Source organism: Streptomyces sp. NPDC048442 (assembly GCF_040651475.1).
Classification (GTDB): Bacteria; Actinomycetota; Actinomycetes; order Streptomycetales; family Streptomycetaceae; genus Streptomyces.
On sequence record NZ_JBEZKB010000026.1, the window covers coordinates 51,509 to 72,062 of the forward strand.

The 20,554-nt window shown below is 70.4% G+C and carries 16 protein-coding genes and 1 pseudogene; 8 read left to right on the top strand and 9 right to left on the bottom strand.

What is annotated here, in order from left to right; all coding sequences use genetic code 11:
- Window positions 1–17: 17 nt before the first annotated feature.
- Genes AB0D18_RS31145 through AB0D18_RS31160 form a run of 4 tightly spaced genes read right to left on the bottom strand, consistent with a single transcriptional unit; the run spans window position 18 to window position 4,965 of the window.
- Window positions 18–1,364 (bottom strand): AAA domain-containing protein, encoded by a 1,347-nt coding sequence (locus tag AB0D18_RS31145; protein WP_362426003.1) that lies wholly within the window; start codon window positions 1,362–1,364, stop codon window positions 18–20.
- A complete protein-coding gene (locus tag AB0D18_RS31150; protein WP_362426006.1) occupies window positions 1,361–2,863 on the bottom strand; it encodes a hypothetical protein in 1,503 nt (500 codons plus the stop codon). Before AB0D18_RS31150 ends, AB0D18_RS31145 begins: the two co-directional genes overlap by 4 nt.
- The gene (locus AB0D18_RS31155) at window positions 2,860–4,032 is read right to left on the bottom strand and encodes a hypothetical protein (RefSeq protein ID WP_362426008.1); all 1,173 of its coding nucleotides are present in this window, start codon (window positions 4,030–4,032) and stop codon (window positions 2,860–2,862) included. The genes AB0D18_RS31150 and AB0D18_RS31155 overlap by 4 nt, the downstream gene beginning before the upstream one ends.
- Before the next feature lie 57 nt (window positions 4,033–4,089).
- Window positions 4,090–4,965 (bottom strand): hypothetical protein, encoded by an 876-nt coding sequence (locus tag AB0D18_RS31160; RefSeq protein ID WP_362426011.1) that lies wholly within the window; start codon window positions 4,963–4,965, stop codon window positions 4,090–4,092.
- A gap of 159 nt (window positions 4,966–5,124) precedes the next feature.
- Between AB0D18_RS31160 and AB0D18_RS31165 the strand changes: the two genes are divergently transcribed.
- The 3 genes from AB0D18_RS31165 to AB0D18_RS31175 are packed head-to-tail and all read left to right on the top strand — an operon-like array spanning window position 5,125 to window position 8,400.
- Window positions 5,125–5,547, top strand: a complete 423-nt coding sequence (locus AB0D18_RS31165; RefSeq protein ID WP_362426012.1) for a hypothetical protein — start codon at window positions 5,125–5,127, stop codon at window positions 5,545–5,547.
- Window positions 5,544–7,640 carry a hypothetical protein gene (locus AB0D18_RS31170; RefSeq protein WP_362426015.1) on the top strand — a complete coding sequence of 699 codons (2,097 nt, stop codon included), beginning with the start codon at window positions 5,544–5,546 and terminating at the stop codon, window positions 7,638–7,640. The genes AB0D18_RS31165 and AB0D18_RS31170 overlap by 4 nt, the downstream gene beginning before the upstream one ends.
- A gap of 13 nt (window positions 7,641–7,653) precedes the next feature.
- Window positions 7,654–8,400, top strand: a complete 747-nt coding sequence (locus AB0D18_RS31175; protein ID WP_362426018.1) for a hypothetical protein — start codon at window positions 7,654–7,656, stop codon at window positions 8,398–8,400.
- 129 nt (window positions 8,401–8,529) lie between these two features.
- Here AB0D18_RS31175 and AB0D18_RS31180 read toward each other — a convergent pair whose 3' ends face one another.
- The 4 genes from AB0D18_RS31180 to AB0D18_RS31195 all read right to left on the bottom strand — a co-directional run bounded on the left by AB0D18_RS31180 (window position 8,530) and on the right by AB0D18_RS31195 (window position 14,563).
- Window positions 8,530–11,037, bottom strand: coding sequence for an Hsp70 family protein (locus tag AB0D18_RS31180; protein ID WP_362426021.1), 2,508 nt, complete (start codon window positions 11,035–11,037; stop codon window positions 8,530–8,532).
- A 78-nt stretch (window positions 11,038–11,115) separates the two neighbouring features.
- Window positions 11,116–11,754 (bottom strand): nucleotide exchange factor GrpE, encoded by a 639-nt coding sequence (grpE, locus tag AB0D18_RS31185; RefSeq protein ID WP_362426024.1) that lies wholly within the window; start codon window positions 11,752–11,754, stop codon window positions 11,116–11,118.
- A complete protein-coding gene (locus AB0D18_RS31190) occupies window positions 11,751–12,158 on the bottom strand; it encodes a hypothetical protein (RefSeq protein ID WP_362426027.1) in 408 nt (135 codons plus the stop codon). Before AB0D18_RS31190 ends, grpE begins: the two co-directional genes overlap by 4 nt.
- Complete coding sequence (locus AB0D18_RS31195) at window positions 12,158–14,563, bottom strand: hypothetical protein (protein WP_362426030.1); 2,406 nt, start codon at window positions 14,561–14,563, stop codon at window positions 12,158–12,160. The genes AB0D18_RS31190 and AB0D18_RS31195 overlap by 1 nt, the downstream gene beginning before the upstream one ends.
- Window positions 14,564–14,842: 279 nt before the next feature.
- On the opposite strand from AB0D18_RS31195, the gene AB0D18_RS31200 reads away from it, so the two are divergent.
- The 5 genes and pseudogenes from AB0D18_RS31200 to AB0D18_RS31220 all read left to right on the top strand — a co-directional run.
- Entirely contained in the window at window positions 14,843–16,198 is a 1,356-nt protein-coding gene (locus tag AB0D18_RS31200) for an extracellular solute-binding protein (RefSeq protein ID WP_362426034.1), read from the top strand.
- Between the two features lie 2 nt (window positions 16,199–16,200).
- Window positions 16,201–17,145, top strand: coding sequence for a sugar ABC transporter permease (locus AB0D18_RS31205; RefSeq protein WP_362426252.1), 945 nt, complete (start codon window positions 16,201–16,203; stop codon window positions 17,143–17,145).
- Window positions 17,142–18,005, top strand: coding sequence for a carbohydrate ABC transporter permease (locus tag AB0D18_RS31210; RefSeq protein WP_362426037.1), 864 nt, complete (start codon window positions 17,142–17,144; stop codon window positions 18,003–18,005). Before AB0D18_RS31205 ends, AB0D18_RS31210 begins: the two co-directional genes overlap by 4 nt.
- Before the next feature lie 125 nt (window positions 18,006–18,130).
- Complete coding sequence (locus tag AB0D18_RS31215; protein ID WP_362426040.1) at window positions 18,131–19,645, top strand: alpha-N-arabinofuranosidase; 1,515 nt, start codon at window positions 18,131–18,133, stop codon at window positions 19,643–19,645.
- 68 nt (window positions 19,646–19,713) lie between these two features.
- Window positions 19,714–19,905 (top strand): annotated as a pseudogene (locus AB0D18_RS31220) (family 43 glycosylhydrolase); the annotation flags it as partial.
- 112 nt (window positions 19,906–20,017) lie between these two features.
- Here AB0D18_RS31220 and AB0D18_RS31225 read toward each other — a convergent pair.
- Window positions 20,018–20,458 carry a hypothetical protein gene (locus tag AB0D18_RS31225; protein WP_362426043.1) on the bottom strand — a complete coding sequence of 147 codons (441 nt, stop codon included), beginning with the start codon at window positions 20,456–20,458 and terminating at the stop codon, window positions 20,018–20,020.
- Window positions 20,459–20,554: the final 96 nt, after the last annotated feature.

The following is a 20,554-nucleotide window of genomic DNA, read 5'->3' on the forward strand; positions in this document are numbered from 1 at the left end:
ATGGGAAGGGACAACGGTCACATCGTCCGGACCCGGTGTTCCGGCTGCTCCAGGTGTGCCATCACCGTCTGATGCGCGCGCCAGCCGTCCGGGAACTTCGGCGGTACGTCGAGGTGGATCGGGCGGCTGGTGGGGTGGCGGTCGAGGAGGTCGCGGATGCCCGCGCGGCCGACCACGATGCAGGCGTGGCGGTGGCGGGAGAGCAGGACGCACAGGCGGCCGGTCTCCAGGTGGAAGTCGCTCGCGTCCTGACGGCCGGAGAGAGGGTGCCAGACGAGCGTGACGTCGAACTCGCGGCCCTGGAGACGGTTGGCGGTGTCGACCGTGATGTCGGTGAGAGCCCGGTCGGCGAGCCGGGTGCGGACCGCTGCGGCCTGGATTGTGCGGGCGGTGCCGATGGCGATTCGGGCCTGGGTGAGGGGCCCGCCGTTGGCGGTGGCTCCGCGGGCGAGGAGGCGGGCGGCCGTCTCCGCGAGGGCTTCGGCGACGGCGGGGTCGTTGTCGTGGGTGTGGCGGGCGGGGAGTTCGAGGTAGCCCCAGCCTGAGTCCGCGGCCCTGGCGAGGACCTCGTCGACGGGCGCGGAGGTCCGGCCGAAGGGCGGGAGGGCGAGTACGCGGTCGGCGGTCCTGGTGCCGGAAGTGAAGGAGTAGAAAGGGTAGAAGGCCTTCTGCACCAGAGGGGCGGCGGTCTCCGGGAGCCGCCAGGAGACCGGGAGTTCGTGGCGCGCCAGGTCCGGGTTGTGGGCGAGGGTGACGTCCACGGCGTTGCGCAGCGGGTCCCAGGTGAGACCGTGCCAGCGCTCCGTTTCCGCCGTGGCGAAGGGGTCGAGCTGTCCGGGGTCCCCGACGAAGAGGACCTTGGAGTCGGAGAGGGAGAACAACGGCGCCGTGGCGAGGAGCGCGTCCGAGCGCATCTGGTACGCCTCGTCCACGATCGCCCACTGCCAGGGCTCACACTTCTCGGGTTTTACGTACGACCACTTCTTGGCGGTGGAGACGACGACGGGAAGCTGTCGGAGGTCGCCGATCTGGGAGCTGCCGGTGACGGTGGGGTGGCCCGCGACGCGGGGCGGCAGGGCGAAGTCACTGGCGTGCAACCGGCCGATCGCCAGGCTGGGGTGGTCGGAGGCGAGACGGTCCACCAGGTCGTCGACCTGCTCGTTGGTCTGGGCCGTGATCATGACGTGGCGCCCGGTTGAGACGAGGTGGCCGGTCGCCTTCACGACGAGGGTGGACTTTCCGGCGCCGGGCGGGGAGTCCACGACCACGCCTCTGCCGGTGGTCGTGTCGAGGCACGAGAGGATGGCGGACACTGTCCGGTCGGCGCGGGCGCCAGGGTCGGCCGGCTCCGGTGCGATGCTCATTCCCAGGGCTCCTCGGCGTCTTCGTGGGTCGGTTCGTACGAAGGCGGTGGCCCTCCGTGCGTCCAGGGCGTGTCCTCCTCGTCGGGCAGCGACGAGGGCATGGTCGACGGGTCGTGTGTGGTGTAGGTGAGCTGCTCGCCGATGTCCGGAAACGTGCCGGGCGGGGCCGGTGGTTTGCGTTTGTTCTCGAAGCCGCCGGCGAGTTGGAGGTCGCATTCGAAGCCGCCTCCGTGTGCGCGGACTTCCATGATCTCGGCGGACTGGCCCGGGCGGCGGGGGCACTTGACGGTCTTCCCCACCGGTACGCGCGGGAATACTTCGGTACGCAGGGTGATCGTCGGCCGCCACTTCGGTGCGCGGGCACCGGGGACGGTGTGGTGCTCGTCGCGGGCCACCACCGTTCCGGTGAAGGCTTCTCCGGCCAGCTCGTACTCCGCCATGATCAGTGGGTCGTCGTAGGCGCACTGAGCCCCGTACTTGGCCTTCGCGTCCTCCATCCGGGCCAGCCGGCGGGCGGCACCCACCGCGTGGTCGCGGCGGGCCTGCGGATGGCCGTCCTCGTCGAGGTATGCGGCGTAGTCGGAGAAGAGACGACGGTCGTACGTCCACCGTTCGGCGACGTGGTTTCCGGCGGGCAGGCCTCGCAGCAGGTCGATGCCGCGCCACATCAACTGCCAAGTGGGCAGCAACTGGTTGCGGAGTTCGTCGTCGAGCTGTCGGCCGACGGCTTCGCGGGTGCGTTCGTTCGACGCCTTGTCGTAACGGGTCATCAGATCAAGGAGGATGTGGTCGAACTGCGGGTCCGTGGCGGGCCCGGCGGGCGGCCAGCGGCCGGGGTCCTCGGCCTCGCGTGCGGCATCGGCCCCCTTCTGCCCGGCCGGTGGGTCGATCCAGGCCAGCAGCGAGGGCAGGTGGGAATCCTCGGACGAGCTCTGACCGGTGGCCCAGTGGGCCGCGAGCAGCCTGGTCATGGCGAGCAGGGTGCTGGAACCGGGGAACTCCGTACGGTCGGTGGCCCAGGTGAGCCACTTCCCGAGCAGGGGCACGGAGGGGTGGACGGCGTGCGGGCCTTCTACCGCGCGAAGCCGTGTGAGGCGGCCGAGCAGACGGAGGTGGTGAATGCCCTCGTCGTTGGGTACGAGGAGCTGTGGCGCGCGCAGTGCGCGGGTCCGTTCCTCCTTGTCCTTTCCGCGGCCCACGAAGTACGGCTCCGATCCCCTTCGGCAACCCTCGATGTGGGGCAGGAGAAGATCGGCGAGGCGTTCGGCAAAGCGGAATCGCTCGCTGTGCATTCGAGGTTGACGAGTCGTCAGAAGAACGGGCTGGTGGCGATCCGTGCCGACCAGTGCGGCGAGCGGGGCGCATGCCTCACCCGAGAGCCTCAGCGGCACGAGCACGAAGGGCAGGTCGTCCACGTGGTCGTGGCGTACGGTCGTCAGCCGTTCGGCGTGGCCGGAGCGGGTGGCGTGCAGTGTGGCCACTGCGGAGAGCATGCTCATGCGATGTTTCCTCCCCGGAGGCGGCGCAACCGGTCGGCGGTGCGCAGCAGTTCGATGGCTTCGGTCTCGTCCGCGGAGGCCGGCCCGGTGCCGTCGAGGTGAGCGAGAGCGATCCGGGTGGAGTCGATGCCGGGAAGCGCGTTGCGTATCGCGCTGCCGAGCCGGGCGGGGGAGGCGCATCCCCCGGCCTCGTCGCGGCAGTACCGGGCCATCTCGCAGAAGGACAGGCAGTCAGGCGTGTACGAAGCGTCCAAGTCGGCCAGCGACGACTGGAGTTCACCGAGGGAGCGGTTCGCGTCCAGGGTCGCGTCGGGTGGCAGCAGCGCGGCTATGTCCTCGGCGCGGCGCAGTCGGTTGAGCTGGAACTCCAAGGCGTCGAGTTCCTGCTGTACGTCGACCAGCCGTCCGTACGGCCGGTTGGAGAAGTCCTTCGGGCAGATCAGCAGGAACCTGTCGGCGACCTGCTGTGGATCGAGCCCGGCGGCCTCGAAGGTGCGGCGCAGTGCCAGGATGTAGACGGCGGTCTGCTTCGCGGCCTGGGACACGGAAGTCGGGTTCGCCTGGCCGTCGATGGCGGCGAACGACCTGATCGTGGTGAGGTAGAACTTTCCGCCGATGCGGTGCGTCAGCGCGTCCGGCTCCAGGTAGGCGATCTGTCCCGCGACCTCCAGGCAGAGGACGGGGTGGTCGAGGATCAGCCGTTGCTCGGAGTCGGACGCCACCTGCTCGATGAGGCGGCGGGTGGCATTCGCCCGTCTCGGGAGGGTGGCATCGGCCTTCTTCCGGTACGCGGTGTCGTCCGGGTCGTCGGGCTCGTCCTCAAGGCCGACCGCGTCGTGGATGTCGACCACGCCCGCTTCTTCGACGGGTACCGACAGCTGCTGGCGGAGCAGACGGATCAACTCGGCGTACGCGCCCCACTTCACGAGGCTCTTGAAAGCGCGCTCACGGGTGAGTGCGAGTGGGGACCGGCCGAACCGCGCCTCGTGGCCCAGGCGGGTGGCGAGGGCCGCCTTGTCCACTCCGGAGGCGTCCAGGACGGCGCGGCGGGAGCAGGCCGGGTTGGCGGTCAGCGCGGTGATCTTGCGGGCGGTGTACGGCTGGGCGGGCTCTGGGCCGCGGAGCCGGGAGAGCGGGCAGTCGCCGGGGTCGGGTGGTTGCGGAGGCATCGTCTCTTCTTCGGGAAGGTGCTGGGAGAGGGTGCTGGAGCGGGCCGGGGCAGGCGCTCAGCGGGTGCCGTCGGCGGCGTTGCCCAGGACGTTGCGCATCGGGGGGACGCCGAACAGCTGCTGTGCGTCGCTCAGTTGGTCCAGTGCGCGAGAAGCGGCAGCGCGCCGCTGGCTGTTGTCGGCCTCGCGGTGGACCTCGGCTTCGGCGTGTGCCGCGGTGACGATCCGTTCGGGGTCCAGTTTTTCGTCGTCGTACGCGCCCGGGATGTTGAGGGCGAAGCGGCGCAGCAGCCGCCATGCGGCCCCGGACGGAGCGTGTCCGGCGGAGGTCAGGCGCCGGATCTGTTCGGCGACGCCGACGGCGTGGGCCAGGAAGTCGGCACGGGGGCTGAGCGGTGCGACGATGCGCCGGTCGAGCGGCCATACGGAGACCGCGAGCAGGCCGCGGGCGGGCGTGAGCCGGTCGTGGGTGAGGGCCGCGCAGATGTAGTAGGGGCGGGCGTAACCCTGAGCGGAGAAGGAGCGTTCCTCGTCGCGGCGCAGTGAGGCCAGCTTGGTGGCGACGAGGGGTTCGGTGAAGAACGCCTCGTACACGGACGAGATCAGCTTCGGGGAGCCTGGGGCGCCCAGGAGGGTCAGGGACTGGTGGACCTGCTCGCGTACCGGGATGGCTCCGCCTGAGGAGCGGGCGCCGGGCTGTGCAGTGCTCAACAGGTGGGCCGGCGGCGGGGTTTGGGGTGCGGAGCCCAGGTCCGCTGCGACCGGGCCGCCGTCGGGCTCGGCCCCCAGGGCCTGTTCCCAGGCGGCCTCCGTTTCGCGGAGGGCTCTTCGTATGCGGGAAGCGGCTGCGGTGTCGCGGGCGCGCAGCGCTTCGCGCAGTTCGGCGCGCAACTCCGCCAGGCGCCGTTCCAGTTCTTCGATCGATGCCGACATGTCGGCAGCTTACCGCAGACCACGTAATTCCAAAAATACCCAAGCTTTCCCAAGCTTGGCTGCGCTATGGTCGATGAGGCGAGACACCAAGTGCCCCCAGTGACACGGGTGTTGGGCTGATCGGCCCCGCCATGCCTTCGAACAGATGGGAACAGCTCCATGACGACCCCCGCAGACATCGCGCTCGCCGCCGGCACCGCCGTCGCCTGCGCCATGGGAACCGACGGCTGGACGTACGTACGTGAGCGGGTCGCCGGGTTCTTCCGGCGGCATGCCCCCGAGGAGGGCGCGGACACCCTCGTACGGCTCGACGCATACGAGTCGGCCGTGGCGGCCGCGGGACCGGACCTGCGCGAGCGGGTCGCCGACCGGTTCGGGCCGCTCGTGGCCCATGTCCTCGCCGAGGTCGCGGCCCGCTCCGACGAGGCGGCGGAGGCCGTACGGGTCCTGGCCGACGAGGTCCGGTCCGCCTCGGCGGAGAACAACTCCCAGAGCAACGTCCTGAGGGACATCAACACCGGCGGCGGCGACTTCAACCTCGCCGGACGCAGCATCCACACCCACCGCGGAGGCCACAAGTGACGTACGACCACGAGCTCTACCAGGACTTTCCCTCCGACCCCGAGAAGTCCAACGAGCCCAACGACCCGAAGACCGGCACCCCGAGGTCCCAGGAGCCGGGCCCGGCGCCCCTGCTCCAGGTACAGGGCGAGCTGCGCAACGTGCGCAACATGAACGTCGCGCGCGGCAACATCACCCAGTACATGGTCGGCCTCGCGCACCTGCGGCCCCACCCGGTGAGCCGTCGGCAGCTCCTGCCCGAGCAGCTCTTCGTACCGCCCACGAGGCCCGGCGGAGAGAGGTCGGCCGTGCCGCCGCCGGCACCGGTGGACGGCGGTGTCCTGGCGCTCCTCGGCGACGAGGAGTCGGGGCGGCGGACGGCCGCACTGGACTTCCTGGACACCGTGCTCGATGAGGGTCAGAGGATCTTCGAGTTGTTCCCCGACTGGGAGCAGCCCGATGTCTCGCGCATCCCCGACGAGCCCGACACCGGCTACCTCCTCAACCTCTCCGGGGTGCGGGAGCCGCTGGGGAGCAGGTTCCACGAGCAGTTGACCCAGTACGCGACGCGTGCAGCCGCCACCGGCACCCGGCTGGTGATCATCGCCACCACGCGGGTGTGGAACAACCCGGCGGCGGACAGCCGGAACTCCATGGTCAGCGTCATGACCATCGGGCGCCCCTCCAGCAAGAGCGTCGCGGAGCGGCGCATCGCGGCACACCCCGAGCGCGCTGCCCGTACCGCGTGGCTTCAGGCGTCCGGCGGTGTCTTCGCGGACCTGCTGCGCGGAGACGAGTCCCCCGCGGAAGGAGTGCGTCTCGCGGAGATCGTCCTGCAGGCGAAGGGTGTCGACGACGCGGAGGCGCGGGACCGGTTCCGGGGGTGGGAGCACAAGCTCACCGACTGGTTCGGCGGTGCGGACCCCGAAGCGCCCGAGTACCGCGCGCTTCAGATCTCGGCGGCCGTCTTCGACGGTTGCCCCGCGCGTGTGGTTCTGGACGCGGCGGACGCGCTACTGGGCGACTCCTGCGTCAACTGGCCCGCGCGGAAGGGCGGCCCGCTCGCGGGAGCGGACGACACCCAGCGCTGTTCGGACGCCGACGTGCACTTCGCGTCCGACGGGACCGTCTCTCTCAGCCACGACCGGCCCGGCATCGACCGGGCCCTGCTGCGGCATGTGTGGCGCAACAGGCCGCAGCTGGTCCCCGTACTCACCGGGTGGCTGTCCGGGATCAGCCGCCCCGGTGGGATCGCTGAGGGCAGTCTCGTACGGCTCGCGGAGGTCCTGACGACCGTCGCCGAGGCCGAGGGGCCGGACGCGGTGCTCAACCTGACCAGTCAGTGGCTGCTCTCCGGGAGGACGAAGCACACGGGGCTGGCGGTCGACCTGCTCGACCAGCTGGCCGTCGACGCCCGCTTCGGAGCGGCGGTGCGCGCCGAACTCACCAACTGGGCGAAGGCGCACACCAAGCCCCAGCGGCAGCGCGCGGTGGCCGCCGTGTGCCGGGGCAGGCTCGGGCGGGAGTACACCAGCATCGCCCTGACCAGGCTGAAGTACGTGCTCGACTCCGCGCAGGAGTCGGGCGTGCGCGATGCGGCCGTCGGCGCGCTCGGCGAGCTGCTGCGCAACGCCGACCTCTGCGCCCGCGTCCTGAAGACCCTCGTGGAGTGGATGGGCGTGCAGGGCCGGGACGAGGCGAGCCGGGCGGCGTTCCTGGCCGTCCTCGCCGCACCCGCGGCCACGGACGAGAGCTCCCTGGCCCGGATGTTCCTGGCCCTCGACGGTGAACACGGCGACGCTGTCAGGCAGTTGCTGAAGAAGGGATGGCAGGCCGCGTGGCGGTGCCCGGAGCTGCGGACCCGGGCCTCCGAGGTGCTCGACGCCTGGTGCGAGGCCGCCTCGGAGGGGCTGCTGCCCCTCGACGCGGTGGAGGAGGTCGTCTCGGCGGTGTTCCTTGAGGAGCCGCACGCCCTCGGTGACGACCTCAACAAGGTGATCGGCGGCGCAGGTGAGCTCCGGGCCCGGCTCAGGGTGCGGTATGTGCGGCAGATTCAGGAGAGCATCCACGGCCGCTCCCCGGGCCCGGACGGCCCGACCGGCATGGCGGCGTGAGGAGTTGTTGACCGTGTTCCGTCGGCGCAAGTCGGACGGAAGCGAGTCCCGCGGGTGGGGAAGGCCCGGCAGGTCCTTCCCCACCCGGCTCGAAAGTGCGGACCGGGGACTCTGCTTCGACGCCCTCTTCACCTACCACTGGGTGCAGGATCAGGCACCTGGCACCACCCTCGTGCACGGCGACGCCGTGGCTCGCAGCCTGCTGCGCGACCGCGCCGCTGCCGTCGTACGCGACTGCCCGCTCGGCCTGCCCGCAGACGCCGAGGCGGCGGTCAACAGCGTGCTCTCCGCGGAGATCCGGACCGACCCGCGACTGGTGATCACCGGCAGTGTCCGTCTCGGCGTCGCGGAGGCGGACCTCCTACGGGTGCGGCAACGGGAGCAGGCGGCCGAGCAACTGCGCCTGGCAGCCGCTGTGGAATCCGCGCGGCTGGAAATCCTCCGCGTCACCCTCCTCGACCGACGCCTCGGCATCGCCTGGTGGATCGACAAGTACGCGGACCTCCAGTTCGCCACAGGGGACCCCGCAGCCAAGGCGGCGTCGGTGCTGGAGGCTTTCCACACCCTCGAGACGGCGATGCGCGGCGACGCGGCGCGGGCGGAGCCCGACGAGGCGTCCGTGATCCGCGGATACGTCGAGCAACTGCTGGCGACGCTCGCCGATCCCGCGAGCGGGAAGAGGGCGATCGAACTGCTGGAAACGGTCCTGCGGACGCTGTCACAGCCCTCCCTGCCCGTCGGCCGGGAGCAGTCGGCATAGCTGAGGCTGGGTGACATCCTCCATGCGGCGGCGCAGGAGGGAACCTGGCCCGGACCTCCTGCCGCGCGCTGATGAGTTCCTGCCCTGGGCCTGCATCGTGAGCACGTTTCTGTGGAGAGGGAACAAACGTCAGGTGGTGATGCCCTCCGGGCGGATCGTCTGGCGTTCGGGGGCGTCCTGTTGCTGGAGTTCTCTGGCGGCTTCCTTGTGCAGGTCGACCATGCGGGAGATCGCTGCGTCCCGTGCGGCCGTGTTTCCCGAATCGGCCGCTTCCTTCAGGAGGTTGCCGACCTGGAGGATGCGGCGGCCCAGGGCCGAGGAGACGCGGCCCTGGGAGGCGGAGGCGAGGGCGGAGACGGTTCGGTAGAGGTCGTCGCCGAGTTGGTCCTTGAGGGCGATGACCTCCTCGGCGATCGTGTGAGCGACGTGGAGGTCTCCCTCCTTCCGCGCCGCGCGGATGTCCGCGTTGGTGTTCCGCATGGTGGCGAGGTCCTCTGCGGACATGAGGTGCGGTACGTAGCGCGGGTAGAGGGCGGAGAGCGCGGAGGCCCAGCGGACCGAGTCCTGCTGTTCACGCCGGCGCCTCGCGTCGTCGAGCAGGTGGTCCAGGGTGCCGCTGGTGCTGCCTCCGGCGAGCAGTGCGCGCAGTTTCCGTTCCGTCTCCTCCAGTTGCAGGACTTCGGCCTGTTCGAGGTCGTGCTGCCAGTTGGCGAGGTACGTGACGTAATCCCGGTGCACATTGAGCACGCGGCTGCGGAATTTGCTCGTCAGCGGATTCCGGTTGAGTTTGACCGCGTGCCAGTCGGCATTGTCGATGCGGAATTCCAGGTCGATGATGCGGTCGCTGTTCAGCCTCGCCCGGATGACGAGCGACCGGGTTCCCGCGATGTCCTCCTCGATCTCGTACGTATGACTCGCGCAGAGGTCATTGAGGTGGGCGGGCTGGAGGTCGCCCTCGCGGAGCAGGATCTCCAGTATGTCGCCCTTGTGGCCGGTGAGCTGGAACTCCTTGACGTGCCAGTCGGTGGGGTAGGACTCCCCGGCCTCGACCAGGACCCGGAGGGTTCCGTCCTTCTGCTGGATACCGAAGGGAAGTGCCGTCACCTCAAGAGGCGTTGATACGGCGAACTCCCTGTCGCAGTGGGAACAGGCGCTGAGCCCCGCGGAGTTCACCATTCCGCAGCCTGGGCACTTCAGCCCGGCGAAACCGGGGAGGGGCTGCTCGCAGAGGCTGCACAGGATTGCCGCGGCCGGGTTCTCCTCGGCGCAGTGCGCACACTCCACCACCGTCGCCTTCAGCGGCGGCGGGGCCAGCCCGGAGAGGTCCTCCGTGCACACCGGGCAGGCCGGGCTCCCCGCTGGTGCGGGCACGTGGCAGCGGGGGCAGTCGACCGTTGCCGCACCGGCCAGAGGCGCCTCGCAGCCGTGGCAGGCGTCGGCGTCGATCGGCGAGACGACGTGGCAGCCGGGGCAGGTGAGCTCCTCCAGGAGGGCCGACTGCACCGCCGCGCCCAGAGCCACGCAGAACATGGGGTCGATGTCGGTGCGCAGCCGGTCCTCCCCGAACAGTTCCGCGAGCTTCTCCCGCACCAGGGGGATGGAGCTCGAACCGCCGACGAGCAGCACCTGGGACACGTCCTCCGGCAGGTGGTCGATGCGCGAGAGCGACTCGGCGGTGTGTCCGACGGTCTTTGTGATGTGGTCCGCGATCAGCTTCTCGAAGGACGCCCGGTCCACCTGCTGTTCCAGGGTCGCGCCGTCCATGCCCAGGGGGGAGACGGTGACGTCCGTGGCTGCCGCGGCCGAGAGCCGGATCTTGGCCTGTTCGGCCGCCCGGCGCAGTCTGATGTCGTCGGTGGGGGCGGGGACGTACGCCGGGGAGTCCTGGCGGGTGCTGTTCTTCCAGCGCTCCTTGAGGCTGTCGGCCAGCAGGTCGTCGAAGTCCGTGCCGCCCAGCAGGTTGTCCCCGCCGAGCGCCATGACGTCCAGATAGCCGGGTGCGGTGTTCAGTACGGACACGTCGAAGGTGCCGCCGCCCAGGTCGTAGACGACGAAGGTCGCGGGAGCGGCGTCCTGGGGGCGGGTCAGACCGTGCGCGAGCGCGGCGGAGGTCGGCTCGACCAGGACCCGTACGACATGCAGACCGGCCAGCTCGCCGGCCGCACGGGTGGCCGCGAGCTGGCGCTCGCCGAAGTACGCGGGCGCCGTGATGACCGCGCGGTCGAAGACGACGCCCAGGCGGGCCTCGACGTCCGTCTTGAGGCGCCGGAGGATGATCGCGGAGATCTGGACGGGGGTGTAGTGGTGCGGGCCGAGCCGGACGAGTATCCCGCCGTCCCCGCCCTCGCTGAGGTGGGCGGCGGCATCGCCCATGCGCCCGAGCGCCTCCTGGACCGCTGCCTCGCCGAACTTCCTGCCCATGAAGCGCTTCACCGACGTGACGACCCGGGCGGAGTCCCGGTCCAGCCAGCGGAGCGCCTCCTGCCCCACCAGGAGACCGCCGTCCTCGGTGACCCCGACCGCGGACGGCATGCTGAACCGGTCGTTCGCGACGGGGAGCACCTCCGGGGCGCCGTCCTTCATCCAGGCGACCACGGAGTTCGTGGTGCCGAGGTCGATTCCGAGGGTTCGGTGCACGGTGCGTGACTCCAGTTCTGCGGGGGCGGGGGGATCCGGCGGATACGGGTATACGGGCGCGGGCTCGGCCAGGTGGGGTCAGGTGCGGCGGCGGGAGCGGCGTTTGTGCCGGGGGAGGCGTCGGGGCTGGCGCCGTTCCGGTGCGGCGGCCGGGGGCACGGGGAGTGTGGGAGGCGCTGCAGAGGGAGCGGGGGCCGGGTCCGGTCCTGGGACGGCGACCACGACCACGGCCTCCCGGAGCACTTCGCGGTCCGCGTAGAAGCCGGTCACCCGCTCTTCGAGGACCGTGTCGGCCGGCACGGACGCCCGGGGCTCCTCGGCCACCACTCGGGAGATGCTCGGCACCGCCTTGCTCCCCACCAGATCCATCGGCTCGACACCCGCGGCGAGCAGCTGCTGGCGCAGCACCCGGTGCGCGGCACCGATCTGTTCCTCGAAGAGGGCGGGTACGACTCGCGTGGGTTCCGTGCCGTTCCCGGCGGCACGCTGCACCGCGTCGGTCAGGATGTCGTCCACCGTCAGGAGCCCTTCCAGGAGGCTCCGGAGGGTGCGCTCCGTCGCGGCCTTCCGGTTTTCGAGCGCCTGGGCGCGGAAGGTCAACTGCTTGATCCGGCGCTCTTGTTCGGTCGACTGTTTGGACGACTGCTCGGCGGTCTGCTCGGCGGTCTGCTCAAGGGCCTGCTCGGCGGTTTGCTCGGCGCTCTGCTCAGTGGTCACGTATCGCTCCTGGGGAACGGGCCGAAGCGGTCCGCTTCGGGCAGTAGCGGGGGCAGGCCGGCCAGGAGTTCGCGAGCCGCGTCGGACACCCGGCAGTTCAGCTCCTCCTCCGAGAGCGATCCCAGCAACGGGGTGAGCAGCGCGGCACCCAGCCTGCCGCTCGGCCGGGCGAGGGAGTTCGCCGCCCGGGAGACGCTGCTGCGCTTCTTCGGATCGGCCATCCCTTTCAGCCGCGCTGCTCTGACGGCCTTGGCGTCGGCCCCGATTTCCAGACCGAGTACGTCGTACGCCGTGGGGCCGAAAGCGGGGGACCGGTTTTCGTCCGGTCGGTTCTCGCCTGACCGGTTCTCGTCCGGTTGGTTCTCGCCCGGCCGGTTGTCGTCGGGTCGATTCGTCTGCGCCATCACGAGCCTTCGGGAGAGTCGAGGTCGAAGAGCTTCTCCTGTACAGAAATCCTCAGTCTTCGGGCCGTCTGCGCGTCCTTGTAGGCCCCCGTCCTGTCTCCCGCTTTCCGGCGGTGCTCCGCCCGCCGGTCGTGGGCGTCCGCGAGAACGGCGTGGAAACTCTTCAGACTTCCCTCCGCGCCCGTGCAGCGTTCCCCGAGCGCGACGACCTCCTCGTACGCGTCCCGCCGCAGCAGGTGACCGGCGAGTAGCGCCAGGGCGTCGGAGAGCCCGGGGGTCCCGGTGGCCCCGGCCCCGGAGGTCTCCTCGATGGGCTGGTAGGAGATCGACAGCCACAGCGTCTCCGCGTACGCACGGACGCTGTCCTCGTCCGAGGCGTCGTACGGGACCAGGGCGCGCCACAGTCCACGGGCCACGTCGGTCGCCGCGTACTCCCCGGAGAACCGTTCGTCCGCGACCCCCTTCATGCAGGTGGCGGCCTCCCTCATGAGGGCGAGCGCCTTGGCGCGTGAGCCTTCGCGGGCCTTGCGGAGGGAGTCCGCGTACAGGATGTCGGCGAGGAGCCGCCCGGACCTCCGCTGGTTCCTGGCGAGCCCGTCGGCCGCCTGCCGGTCCTTCGGGGACAGCTCGGCGGCGCGCCGATAGCGCCGTTCGGCCTCTTCCCGACGGCCGGACTTCTCGGCCTGGTCGGCAAGACGGAGGGAGACCGCGGTCAGGTTGCGGATCAACTCCACGTGCCCGGGAGCCAGTTGGAGTGCGCGCTCCAGCAGTCCCGCTTGTGTGTTCGCCACCTTGACCTGCCCCCGTACGGTCGCTCCGGCTCCCACGGCCGCACGGCAGATGAGGTCGGCGTACGGTGCGACGTCCTGCCCGGTCTCCTGCGCCTGCTCGAAGTCCCGGAGGGCCTCGGTCCACCGCTTGCCCTTCGCGTACTCCTGGGCCCGGCGGACGAGGGCGGCGGAAAGGATCTTCTGGGCGGCGGGCCGTCCTTCGCCCGCCTCCTCGACGGCGCTGATCACTTCCTGCCACCTTCCCTCCCTCAGGAGGGTCGCCAACGCCGCCTCGGGGGCGAAGAGTTCGGCCAGCGAAGGCGTTTCCAGTGCGGCGAACGGGCCGGCGAGCGGGATGTTCTCCCGTACCTCCCTCATGCGCCGGGCCCAGTCCGCACTGATCGACGCGACCTCGTCGAGGTACAGCGGCCCGCAGAAGAACTCCGGCGCGGGCGTGGCGGGAGCAACTGCCGGCGGGAGCCCGGTCCAGCGGCTCGCAGCCTCGCACTCCACCCGCCACTTCAGCTCAAGGGACCGGGCGGGGGAGTGACCCGCCGCACGGTCCTCGTCCTGGAGCAACTGCGTGATGTGCGTACGAAGGGACTCGACGGCGGTCGTCCACACGCCGTCGTCGAACTCCTCCCGGCCGGCCTCCCGCAGGGCCTCCCGCAGGGCCTTCCGGTGGGCGGGCGAGTGCAGTACGGCCGACCAGCAGGCCGTGGCCTGACGGATGGTTGCCGCACGTACGCCCGCCGTGAGGGACTCCCCGGAGGCCAGTACCCGGAGGGCGGCCACCCCGAGGCCGTGCGCCACGTCGAGGTCGAACGGCCGGGACCGCCACAGGCGGAGCCAGGCATCCCGGGCGAGCAGATGTTCCCCGTCGGCCGTGAGCCGGCGGGCCGCGCGTGCGGCGGCCTGGCGGTACAGCTCGGACACGGGCCCCGTGCCGTCCCGGGCGGTGAGACGGCCGATGCGCTCCCACTCCGAGAGCCCGCCCCGCCCCAGTGCCTGGCGGAGCGCGAAGGCGAGCGCGTGCTGCCGGGAGAGGAACTGCGGCGCGGTCCGCTGTACGTTTCCTGTGCCTTCGATGCCTTGGACGCCCTGGACCCCTTCGACGCCGCCGGGGTCATCGGCATCGTCCTCGGGCGCGAGGCTCCTCAGCAGGTCGCTCGCCGCCGACGGGTCACCGCGGCGCGACCAGGAACGCAGCACGCGTACGGCTTCCTCGGTGCGCCCGGCGAGCACGGCGGCGTGGGCGAGGTTGGTCAGCGCTCCGTTCAGACAGGGGACACAACGGTGCACCCGCTGGCTGTTGCGTACGCCGTGGGCGGGGCAGGCGCCTCGCCCGCACTGGCCGCAGTGCGACCCGTCCGGGCTGCCACAGCCGTCCGTGCCGCACAACACCGCTCCGGGAACGGCCACTTGCTGGTCTCTCGGGGCGAGCGAGCCGATGTACCAGTCGCAGCAGCGGTCCCAGTTCCTCGCCCGAGCGGCGAGCGTCGCGTGGAGGCCGGCGTGCGCGGCGGCGAGGTGCTCGGGCAGGGGAACGCCCTGATCCAGCAGGCGTAAGTAGCCGACAGCCGCAGCGAAGTCCCCCTGCGCGTACGCGGCGACGGCTCTCTCGAAGGTACGCACGGCCGGCCCGTGGTCCGGCCCGGCAGGACCGCCGGAGTGTGGTGACGTCACTGTGCCCCCCAACACAGGCAACAAAAAAGTGCAGTTGAAGCACGCGAAGCATACGGCCTGACGTGGCACGGAGTAAGGCGGATCTTCCAATCGTCCGGCATTCCGAACAGTGATCGGCTTTTCAGCGAATCTCTGCGCAACTCATTGACGCTCCCCGGGTTCGAACCTACGGTCCCGTTCGAAGTCACGAGCGCTATTCGAAATATCGAACATGAGAGGTGGTGGGGCATGGGACGGCCCACCCGCAGAAGCCTGCTCACCGGCATCGGCGGCCTCGCCGCCGCCGGCACGCTCACCCTCGGAGCCGCCGGGATAGCCGGATGCACCGCTCCGCAGGCCCTGGGTGCGGGCGCGGACGCAGGAAAGACCCGGCTCCGCTACTGGCACCTCTTCGGTGGCGGCGACGGCATCAACATGCAGAAGATGCTCGACGCCTTCCGGGCCGCGCACCCGAAGATCGGTCTGGAGGCCGCGACCCTCCAGTGGGGTGCGCCGTACTACACGAAGCTGGGGCTGGCAGGGGCCGGCGGGCGGGCGCCCGAGGTGGCGGCCCTGCATCTGGCGCGGCTGACCGGGTTCGCGCCGGGGCGGCTGCTGGATCCGTTCGACCTCGGGCTGCTGCGGGAGTTCGGGGTGCGGGAAGAGGACTTCCCCGAGGGGATCTGGAAGCGCGGCGCGGTCGGCGGGAAGCAGTACGCCGTGCCGTTCGACACCCACCCGATGGTGCTCTTCTACCACACCGAGTTGTGCAAGAAGGCGGGGCTGCTCGGCGACAACGGGAAGCTCCGACCCATCGAAGGCGCAGAGGAGTTCGTCGACGCGCTGCGCGCCGTCAAGAAGGTCACCGGGCAGCCCGCTCTCGTGACCGAGACGCTCGGGGCCGGGGTCATCGGACCCTGGCGGCTGTTCTCGACGCTGTACTCGCAGACCGGCGGGACCGTGCTGTCGGCCGACGGGAAGACGCTGGCCCTCGACGACGCCAAGGCGCTCACCGCGCTGGAGTACCTGCACCTGCTCGTCGCCGAGGGGCTCGCCGTGCGACGGGTCGACTACCCCGGTTCGGTGGGGGTGTTCAACAACGGGAAGACCGGGTTCTTCCTCAACGGGGAGTGGGAGATCAGTTCCTTCCTCGCCACCGGACTGCCGTTCTCCGTGACACGGGTGCCGAACCTCTTCGGGCGGGCCACCGTGCAGGCCGACTGCCACTCCTTCGTACTTCCGCACCAGGAGGACCGCGGCGGCGAGAGCAACCGTGCCGCGCACGCCTTCGTCGCCTGGATGCTCAAGAACAGCGTCGAGTGGGCGAAGGGCGGTCATGTGCCTGCCTATCTGCCCGTGCTCAAGGAGCCGGACTACCTGTTGCTGACGCCGCAGTCGGAGTACCGGTCGGTGATCGACGACGTGGTACTCGACGAACCCGCGTGGTTCGCCGGGTCGGCATCGCCGCTGTGGATCGAGCTGGGGGCCGTCTTCTCCGGGGTGCTGACCGGCTCCCGGACGCCCCGCAACGCGCTTGCCGAGGCCAAGTCCCGGCTGCGGACCCTGCTCGACACCCCCAATCCGTTCGGAGGTGCGTCCGCATGACGATGACCGAAGAGGCGCCCGTCGCGCTGACCGCTCCGCCCGCCGCCGCCCCGCCCGCGCGCATCCACCGCCACTGGACCGAGCACGGCCTCGTCTTCGTCGCGCCCTTCCTCCTCACGTACGCACTCTTCCTCCTCTGGCCGCTGGTCTCCGGGCTCGGCATGAGCGTGCGGAGCGAGAACATCGCCGGTACGGGCGCGGAGTTCGTCGGCCTCGACAACTACGTGGAGGCCATCGGCGACCCCGACGTATGGGCCTCGCTGTGGAACACGGTGTGGTTCACCGTCCTGTCGACGGTGCCGCTGGTGGTGGTCGGGCTGGTCCTCGCACTGCTCGCGCACCATCTGCGATTCGTGCAGTGGCTGTGGCGGCTGAGCTGGTTCGCGCCGTTCCTGCTGCCGTCGGGGGTGGTGGGTCTGCTGTTCCTGTGGGTGATCTTCCCGTCGGACTTCGGGTTCGCCGACCAGGCGCTGGCCGCCGTCGGACTCCACCCGGGGATCGGGTGGCTGACGGACGAGCGGTACGCGATGCTCTCCATCGTCCTCACCACACTCTGGTGGACGGTCGGCTTCAACTTCCTGCTCTATCTCGCCGCACTGCAGGCCATCCCCTCACACCTCTACGAAGCAGCGGAGTTGGACGGCGCGGGACCCAGGCAGCGGCTGCGGCACATCACGCTCCCGATGCTCGGCCGTACCACCGGAGTGGTCGTCGTCCTCCAGGTGCTGGCCTCGCTGAAGGTCTTCGACCAGATCTACATCATGACCGGCGGCGGCCCCGACGAGTCGACCCGGCCGATCCTCCAGTACGTGTACGACGCCGGGTTCACCGGCTACCGGATCGGCTACGCCTCCGCCGTCTCGTACCTCTTCTTCGCCCTGATCCTGATCGTCTCGCTGGTCCAGCTGCGGCTGTCCCGGCGCCACCGCGAGGAGAACTCCCGATGAGCGCAGCCGCGTGGGAGGCCGCCACCGGCCGGCGCCCCCGCTGGACCCCCGGCCGCGTCGGCATGCTCGTCGTCGCCCTCGTGCTCGTCGTGGTGTGGGTGGTGCCGATCGCCTGGGCGCTCGCTACTTCCCTCAAACCCGAGGGCGAGACGACGAAGACACCGCTGGAGTGGATCGGATCCACGCTCACCCTCGACGCGTACCGCCAGGTGTGGAAGTCCGGCGACCTCGGCCAGTGGATGTTCAACTCCGCCTACATATCGGTCGTCACGACCCTGCTGACCGTCGTGCTGTGCGCGATGGCGGCGTACGGATTCGCCCGCACCGACTTCCGCGGCAAACGGATCTTGTACGGCCTGGTCCTCGCCGGGATCATGGTGCCGCCGCAGGTGCTGATCGCCCCGCTCTTCGCGGAGATGGTCTCGCTCGGGCTCGTCGACACGTACTGGGGTGTGATCCTTCCCCAAGTGGCCGTGCCCGCCATGGTGTTCATCCTGGTGAAGTTCTTCGACGGGGTGCCGCGCGAGCTCGAAGAGGCCGCGTTCGTCGACGGCGCGGGACGGTGGCGGGTCTTCTGGACCATCGTCATGCCGCTGTCCCGGCCGATCCTCGCCGCCGTCGCGATCTTCACCTTCATCTCCACCTGGAACAACTTCCTCTGGCCGTTCCTCGTGACCACCGACCCCGGCGGCATGACGCTCCCCGTCGGCCTGGTCAACGTCCAGTCCAGCTACGGCGTGCGGTACGCCCAGATGATGGCCTCCGTCGTCATTGCGGGGCTCCCGCTCCTGGTCGTCTTCGCCCTCTTCCAGCGCCAGATCGTGCGCGGCATCGCCCACACCGGTCTCGCCGGGCAGTAACAGAGCCCGAGTTGTTGTCCGCGGACAACAACCAAAGGACCCCGAGTCGTTGTCCGCGGACAACAAATCCGCCCTCACCCTCGGCAAGTCCCCCTCGGTAAGCAGCTCATGTGAAAGGCACACCCATGTCCCGTTCCGCCCGCTTCACCCTCGACCCCGCCTTCACCGTCGGCACCGTCAACCCCCGCCTCTTCGGCTCCTTCGTCGAGCACCTCGGCCGCTGCGTCTACACCGGCATCTACGAACCGGGCCACCCCACCGCCGACGCATCCGGCCTGCGCGAGGACGTCCTCGACCTCGTCCGCGAACTCGGCGCCACCACCATCCGCTACCCCGGCGGCAACTTCGTCTCCGGCTACAAGTGGGAGGACAGCGTCGGCCCCGCCGAGCAGCGCCCCCGCCGCCTGGACCTCGCCTGGCGCTCCACCGAGACCAACCGCTTCGGCCTCAGCGAGTACGTGGACTTCCTCCGCAAGGTCGGCCCGCAGGCCGAGCCCATGATGGCCGTCAACCTCGGCACCCGCGGCGTCGCCGAAGCGCTCGAACTCCAGGAGTACGCCAACCACCCCGCCGGCACCGAGCTCTCCGACCGCCGCATCGCCCACGGCGACAAGGAACCCTTCGGCATCCGCCTGTGGTGCCTGGGCAACGAGATGGACGGCCCCTGGCAGACCGGCCACAAGACCGCCGAGGAGTACGGACGGCTCGCCGCCGAGACCGCCCGCGCCATGCGCCAGATCGACCCGGCCGTCGAGCTCGTGGCCTGCGGCAGCTCCAGCCGCGCCATGGAGACCTTCGCCGCCTGGGAAGCGACCGTGCTCACCGAGACGTACGACCTCGTCGACCACATCTCCCTGCACGCCTACTACGAGGAGATCGACGGCGACCGCGACTCCTTCCTCGCCTCGGCCGTCGACATGGAGACCTTCATCGAGGCCGTCGTCGCGACCTGCGACCACATCGGCGCCCGCCTCAAGTCGACGAAGCAGATCAACCTCTCCTTCGACGAGTGGAACGTCTGGTACCAGCGCCGCTTCGCCGAGGAGTCCGCCGCAGCCCCACTCGACTGGCCCGAGGCGCCCCGCCTGCTCGAAGACAGCTACACCGTCACCGACGCCGTCGTCTTCGGCTCGCTCCTCATCGCCCTCCTCCGGCACGCCGACCGCGTGACCGTCGCCTGCCTCGCCCAACTGGTCAACGTCATCGCCCCGATCATGACCGAGCCCGGCGGCCCCGCCTGGCGCCAGACCACCTTCTTCCCGTTCGCCCAGGCCGCCCGCCACGGGCGCGGGCAGGTCCTCGACGTACGGCTCGACTCGCCCACGTACGAGACGAAGAGTTACGGAGAGGTGCCGCTGCTCCACGCGACGGCGGTACGCGGCGAGGACGGGACGGTGACGGTCTTCGCGGTGAACCGCAGCCAGACCGAGCCCCTGCCCCTCGAAGTCGCCTTGCACGGGCTGGAGCTGAGCGAGGTCGTCGAGCACAGCGCCCTGGCGGACGAGGACCCCGACGCGCGCAACACCCTCGCCGACCCCGAGCGCGTCGCCCCGCACTCCGCCACCGGCACCACGCTCGCGGACGGCGTACTGAGCGCCGTACTGGAACCGCTGTCCTGGAACGTCATCCGGCTGGCCTGAGTTTCCCTGCCACCGCTGCTTCACAAGGTTCTGCCCCCCTACAAGGAGCCGAGCGGTACTCGCCGACCTCGGACGTCTGGGCGCCGGACATCTCGTACCGGCGCGGCCAGTACTGGATGTACTACTCGGTCTCCTCCTTCGGCTCCCACACCTCCGCCATCGGCCTCGCGACCTCCCGCACCGGCCAGGCGGGCAGCTGGACCGACCACGGCCTCGTGTACGCGACCGGCTCCGTCAGCGACCACAACGCCATCGACCCGGGGCCGACGACGGGACACCGAAGCTGGGCATCAACAGGCTCGGCTGGGAAGCGGGCTGGCCCGTCGCGTACTGAGCGGGGGCGTTGAGCGGGGAGGAGGGGGAGGCGCGCGCTCAGCGCGTCTTGGGGAAGGCGGTGCGCAGCGCGGAGCCACGGATGAGGAACGCGGCTCCGACGACGGGCAGCATGCAGACGGCCTGCATCACCGCGTACCACGGCGGGCAGACACCCGGGATCAGATCGACGCCGATGATCGCGAGCGGCATGATGACGGTGAGGGCGCTCACGCGCTCGAAGGCCCGCCGAGACCCCCGGGAGGCGGAGACGGTCAGCCGGTGGAGCAGCACGGCGACCACGGGCAGCAGGGCCGCCCGGACCCACATGAACGTGTTCACCGTATGACCGCTGCCCGCCACCGCGACGACCCCCAGGAGGGCGGCGGTGCTGAGGGCGCCGTAGATCTTGAAGCTGTTCTTCGCCGTGCCGAAGGCCTTCTGGGTGCGGGAGCTGTTGAGGAGGGCCGGCCCGTTCGTGGTGTGCTGGTTGGTTTCCATGCTCACCGACGCTACGAAGCACCCGGCCGGCGCGGTATCCGTCTGGACCCACAGGTGGGTGGGGGTAGACCCACTCCCCGGCCGGTCAGGGTGGTG

Excerpts from the sequence above, each read along its gene's own strand:
- AB0D18_RS31200 (WP_362426034.1), top strand. The coding sequence starts at position 14,843 with ATGGGACGGCCCACCCGCAGAAGCCTGCTCACCGGCATCGGCGGCCTC.
- AB0D18_RS31155 (WP_362426008.1), bottom strand. The coding sequence starts at position 4,032 with ATGCCTCCGCAACCACCCGACCCCGGCGACTGCCCGCTCTCCCGGCTC.
- AB0D18_RS31160 (WP_362426011.1), bottom strand. The coding sequence starts at position 4,965 with ATGTCGGCATCGATCGAAGAACTGGAACGGCGCCTGGCGGAGTTGCGC.
- AB0D18_RS31225 (WP_362426043.1), bottom strand. The coding sequence starts at position 20,458 with ATGGAAACCAACCAGCACACCACGAACGGGCCGGCCCTCCTCAACAGC.
- AB0D18_RS31215 (WP_362426040.1), top strand. The coding sequence starts at position 18,131 with ATGTCCCGTTCCGCCCGCTTCACCCTCGACCCCGCCTTCACCGTCGGC.
- AB0D18_RS31165 (WP_362426012.1), top strand. The coding sequence starts at position 5,125 with ATGACGACCCCCGCAGACATCGCGCTCGCCGCCGGCACCGCCGTCGCC.
- AB0D18_RS31150 (WP_362426006.1), bottom strand. The coding sequence starts at position 2,863 with ATGAGCATGCTCTCCGCAGTGGCCACACTGCACGCCACCCGCTCCGGC.
- AB0D18_RS31145 (WP_362426003.1), bottom strand. The coding sequence starts at position 1,364 with ATGAGCATCGCACCGGAGCCGGCCGACCCTGGCGCCCGCGCCGACCGG.
- AB0D18_RS31205 (WP_362426252.1), top strand. The coding sequence starts at position 16,201 with ATGACCGAAGAGGCGCCCGTCGCGCTGACCGCTCCGCCCGCCGCCGCC.
- AB0D18_RS31210 (WP_362426037.1), top strand. The coding sequence starts at position 17,142 with ATGAGCGCAGCCGCGTGGGAGGCCGCCACCGGCCGGCGCCCCCGCTGG.
- AB0D18_RS31190 (WP_362426027.1), bottom strand. The coding sequence starts at position 12,158 with ATGGCGCAGACGAATCGACCCGACGACAACCGGCCGGGCGAGAACCAA.